The 3,718-nt window shown below is 69.9% G+C and carries 4 protein-coding genes; 2 read left to right on the forward strand and 2 right to left on the reverse strand.

Going from position 1 to position 3,718, the window contains the following annotated elements; genetic code table 11:
• Both EJK15_RS68180 and EJK15_RS68185 read right to left on the reverse strand, forming a co-directional pair.
• Positions 1 to 324, reverse strand: a 324-nt coding sequence (locus tag EJK15_RS68180) for an LLM class flavin-dependent oxidoreductase (RefSeq protein ID WP_138720755.1), incomplete at its 3' end; no start/stop codon positions are given.
• Positions 321 to 2,606 (reverse strand): LLM class flavin-dependent oxidoreductase, encoded by a 2,286-nt coding sequence (locus EJK15_RS68185; protein ID WP_138720756.1) that lies wholly within the window; start codon positions 2,604 to 2,606, stop codon positions 321 to 323. The genes EJK15_RS68185 and EJK15_RS68180, both read right to left, overlap by 4 nt.
• Before the next feature lie 93 nt (positions 2,607 to 2,699).
• Here EJK15_RS68185 and EJK15_RS68190 point away from each other — a divergent pair, with 93 nt between their 5' ends.
• Positions 2,700 to 3,209 (forward strand): MarR family winged helix-turn-helix transcriptional regulator, encoded by a 510-nt coding sequence (locus EJK15_RS68190; RefSeq protein WP_138720757.1) that lies wholly within the window; start codon positions 2,700 to 2,702, stop codon positions 3,207 to 3,209.
• Positions 3,210 to 3,310: 101 nt separating this feature from the next.
• Positions 3,311 to 3,718 (forward strand): hypothetical protein (locus EJK15_RS68195; RefSeq protein ID WP_206062320.1); only part of this gene is annotated, 408 nt, incomplete at its 3' end.

Consider the following 3,718-nt stretch of genomic DNA (forward strand, 5'->3'; position numbering starts at 1 on the left):
GAACCCGCCCGCCCCGATGCCGAGTTCGAACCGGCCGCCGGAGAGCAGGTCGAGGCTGGCGGCGGCCCGCGCCAGCACGGCCGGCTGCCGCAGCGGCAGGTTGAGCACGTTGCCGCTGACGTGGACCTTCGTGGTTTGCGAGGCGACGTACGACAGCAGGGTCCAGGTGTCGTGGAACCGCGGCTGGTAGGGGTGGTCCTGGAAGGTGACCAGGTCCAGGCCGGCGCGGTCGGCCGCCACCGCCAGGTCGACCGCCTGCCGGACCGGGTACGCGGTGGGTGTGATGAAGGTGCCGAACCGCAGGTCGTGTCCGTAGTCGGTCATGATGCGTCCTTCGATGTGCTCGGTGTGCCGGGACGGATGTTGAAGTTGTCCCGGAAGACGTTGTCCGGGTCGTAGCGAAGCTTGAGCTCCCGCAGACGCCGTAACGTCGGGGGCGGGAACGCGTCGGCCACCCGCTGCGGGCGCAGGTCGGTGTCGAAGCTGAGGTACAGCCCGTTGAAGTGCTCGCTCAACTGGTCCCACAATGTGTCCAGGCGATGCCGGTCGGCTCCCATCGCGGTGACCGAGAACGCCGCATCGCGGTAGGCGAAGGCGGTCGCCTCGGGGTCGACGTCGGCGATGGCTCCGCCGACGGTGCGTAGCTGGAAGAAGGAGACGGCGCCGCTGGTGAGCTGCCTCGCCACCGTCTCGGCGAAGCCGGGGGTGATCGCGTTGACGAACGCGGAGCGGGAGACCGGCTCGCCCTGTCCTTGATGCTCCGAATCGGATGCCATGGCCATCACCGCGGCGTACGGGACGATCATGACCTGCGGCTCGTAGGCCGGTGCGATCCGCACGAACGGCTGCAACTGCGCCACGACGACCTCCGGGTCGCCGGAGTCGACCACCGCGTACACCTGCGCGATCATGGGCTGCCCTGGCCGGCGCGCGCCCATCACCATGAAGGCGGTGGTCTCGCGCGGGGCGCTTGACGCGACCTGGCCGAACCGTTGCAGGAAGCCGGCGATGTCGTCGGCGTCGAACACCAACTGCGCCCACCCGACGTCTTTGACCTCGTCGACCTCGAACTCGAAGGAGGTCACGATGCCGAAGTTCGCCCCGGCGCCGCGGATCGCCCAGAACAGGTCCGGATTCCGGGTATCGCTGGCGCGGACCACCGACCCGTCGGCGAGCACCACCTCCGCGGCGCGCAGGTGGTCAAGGGTCAGGCCATGTTTACGGCCCAGGAGTCCGATGCCGCCGGCGGTGGCCAGACCGCCCACTCCTACGCCGCCGTAGTCGCCGGAGGTCAACGCCCACCCGTACGGGTCCAGTGCGGCGGCCACCTGCTTCCACCGTGCCCCCGGGCCGATGCGTACCCGGCGGGTGTGCTCGTCGAGCACCTCGATGGTGTTCAGTTCGCCCACGTCGATGACGATGCCACCGTCGTTGGTGGAGCGGCCGCTGATGCCGTGCCCGCCGCTGCGCACACCCAGCGGCAGGTGCGGGTGGCTGCGGGCGAAGGCCAGCGCGTCGGCCACCTCGGCCGTGCTGCCCGGCTTCAACACGAGACCCGGCGCCCCGCCCCGCAGGTAGGTCGATCTCACCCGGGCATAGCCGATGTCACCCGGCTCGACCGCGGCGCCGGCCAGCGACGCCGGCACGCCGTCGTAGTCGATCCCCTCGCGCCGCTTGGCCCGTACGGCGGCACTCCTGGCCTTCCCCGTCGAAGCCGGCGCCGGCAGCTCCCGGTGCACCGCCTCCCGCAAAGCCGGAGCCACCTCCCGCGCGAACTGTTCCATCGTGCGCGGATCATCCGTGGCCAGGATGAACGTGCCGACGCCGTCCTCGACCACCAGCGGGAGCAACTCCTCGACCCACTGCTCGCTCGGCCCGCGCAGGAAACCATCCCGCTTCGCAGCGAACTGGCCGGAGATGTTGACCAGCCGCCGGATCTCCGACGGATCGCGACCCGCCTCGGCCGCCGCCTCGTCAACGATCTTGTTCCCGGTCCTCAACTCGTCCGGCTTCAAGGCTCCGAGTGAGGGCAGCCACCCATCGGCCTTGGCGCCGACCAGCCGCAACATCCGCGGCTTGTAGGCGCCCAGCCAGATCGGGATGTGGTGCGCCGGCAACGGCCCGCGCTGCACCGCGGGGAAGCTGTAGTGGTCACCGGCGAACCGCAGAGGAGCGGTTTCATCCGCGTTCAGCACACCCCGGATGACATCGATCGCCTCGGCCAGCGCCTCGACCGCCTCCCGCGGGCTGCGCCGCTTGCCGCCCATCGCCTGGATCGCGTCCCAGAACGCGCCCGCACCAAGCGCCAGCTCCAACCGGCCGCCGGAGAGCAGGTCCAGACTCGCCGCCGAACGAGCCAGCACTGCCGGCGACCGCAACGGCAGGTTCAGCACGTTGCCCGCCAAGCGCACCCGCTCGGTCTGCCCGGCCACCCACGCCATCAACGTCCACGTGTCCAGAAACGCTGGCTGGTACGGATGATCCTGGAACGTCACCAGGTCGAAGCCCAGCTCCTCGGTGCGCCGCGCGAGCGCCACAGGAGTCTGGGGTGAGGCATTCACCGGTGTGATGAACGTGCCGAACTCGAGGCCATGACCGTAGTTCATGAGTGCAGCTCCCATCGGCAATACGCGGTTAGGCAGATCGTATGTTTTGCAGATGATGTGTGCAACAGCATGTTGTCCGGTATCATTCCTGTCATGGACACCGCGCAGTCCCATCAGCCCACCGACGGAGACTTCGGCTGGTCCCTCGCGGTCCTGCTGCGCGCTTACCACAGCTCCGTCAGCGCACTCGGCGAGTTCCCCCACGGTCCGCGCGGATACATGACCCTCGCGGCCGTCGTGAGCGGCGACCACCCGAGTCAACTGGCCCTCGCCGGCCATCTGAGCATCGACCGGACCGTCATGACCTACCTCATCGACGACCTCGTCAAGGCGGGCCTGGTCGAACGTCGCGTCGACACCGCCGACCGCCGCCAACGCAAGATCGTCGCCACCGAGGACGGCCTTCGCAGCTTCAAGGACCTCGCCCGACGGGTCCGCGAGGCCGAGGACAAGGTCCTAGGCGTCCTGGACCCCGCCGAACGCGACACCTTCCGCAGCCTGCTGTACCGGGTGGCCTGCGACGTACGACACATCGAACCCGCGACAGATCCCTGCGACGTGGCGGAGGACGAGCTTCACGAACGCCCCGCACGCGGCCGCTGACCACAAGCGGTTCGGGGACCGCGTGCTTGACTCGCGCCGCGCACGGCTTTGGTAGCCTCCTTTGCTCTGGGATGTGGTGCGACCGACCAGAGCAGAGGGGGATGACGCTGTCGTCCGAATCGCAGGACGAAGGGGCGGGGGCCCGGCGAGGGCGCAAGCCGATCCGGCCGGATCCGGAGTCCGGCCCCGTCGCGCTGCTCGCACACCGTCTCTGGGAGCTCAAGGAGCGGGCGGGCGATCCGTCGTTCGCGGACATGGCCTCGCGTCTCGGTGCGGCGGCCTCGAAGTCGTCGCTGGCGGCCGCGGCCCGCGGGAGCGCGCTGCCGACCTGGGAGACGACATGGGAGTTCGTCCGGGTCCTGGCGGTCGACCGGCTGGGGCAGGACGCCGAGGAGGCCAGGCGCGAGTGGCGCGGCCACTGGGAGCGGGCCAGCGCCGCACATACCGGGACCGTGGCCCCTACCGGCCACACCGCGACCGAGGCCCCCATGGCGGAGCACTCAGAACCC

It is taken from the genome of Nonomuraea basaltis (assembly GCF_005893125.1).
GTDB classification, from domain to species: Bacteria; Actinomycetota; Actinomycetes; order Streptosporangiales; family Streptosporangiaceae; genus Nonomuraea; species Nonomuraea basaltis.